Annotated in this window: 1 protein-coding gene; it reads right to left on the bottom strand. The window is 67.0% G+C overall.

The window, feature by feature from the left end; translation table 11 throughout:
• Positions 1–54: 54 nt before the first annotated feature.
• Positions 55–1071, bottom strand: a 1017-nt coding sequence (gene bioB, locus AC3WJI_RS21665) for a biotin synthase BioB (RefSeq protein ID WP_492759374.1), incomplete at its 5' end; no start/stop codon positions are given.

Raw genomic sequence — 1071 nt, 5'->3', positions numbered from 1 at the left:
ACCCCAACCCCTCCCCTGAAGGGGAGGGGCTTGCATGTTGCTTCGCCATCAGCCTCACTCCGCCGCCGCTTGCAGCATCGTGTCGCCCTGCATCGCCGTCAGCCCCAGCTTCGTAAACAAAGCCGCATCGGCGCTGTCGCCGGCATTGCCGGTGGTCAGGAGCTTGTCCCCGGTGAAGATCGAGTTCGCGCCCGCCATGAAGCAGAGCGCCTGGGTCGCGTCGCTCATGCTCTCGCGCCCTGCCGACAGCCGGACCATGCTCGCCGGCATCGTGATCCGCGCCACCGCGACGGTGCGGACGAACTCGATATCGTCGATCTTCGCCAGCGGCGTATCGGCGAGCATGTCGCCGAGCACCGTTCCCTTGACCGGTACCAGCGCATTGACCGGCACGCTCTCGGGATGCCGCGGCAGCGTGGCGAGCGCGTGGATGAAGCCGACCCGGTCGCCGCGCGTCTCGCCCATCCCGACGATCCCGCCGCAGCACACGTTGATCCCGGCCTCGCGGACATGCTCGAGCGTGTCGAGCCGGTCCTCGAAGCTGCGCGTCGTGATCACGTCACCGTAGCGCTCGGGGGAGGTGTCGATATTATGGTTGTAGTAATCGAGCCCGGCATCGGCGAGCATCTCCGCCTGCGAAGGCGTTAGCATGCCGAGCGTCATGCAGGTCTCCATCCCCATCTGGCGGACGCCGCGCACCATCTCGACGATCGCGGCCATGTCGCGGTCCTTGGGGTTGCGCCACGCCGCGCCCATGCAGAAGCGCGAACTGCCATTGTCCTTCGCCTGCGCCGCCGCCTGCAGCACCACACGGACGTCCATCAGCTTGGTCGCCTTGAGCCCGGTCTCGGCATGGACCGACTGGTTGCAATAGCCGCAATCCTCCGGGCAGCCGCCGGTCTTGATCGACAACAAGGTCGACATCTGGACCTGGTCGGGCGCGTGATGCGCGCGATGCACGGTCTGCGCACGGAAGACGAGCTCGCCGAAGGGCAGGTCGAACAAGGCCGCGATTTCCGCGCGGGTCCAGTCGGTCCTAAGCCCCTCCCCTTCAGGGGAGGGGTTGGGGTG

The organism is Sphingomonas sp. FW306-1B-B10E (assembly GCF_058782005.1).
This window is presented reverse-complemented; position numbering and strand designations above follow the sequence as displayed.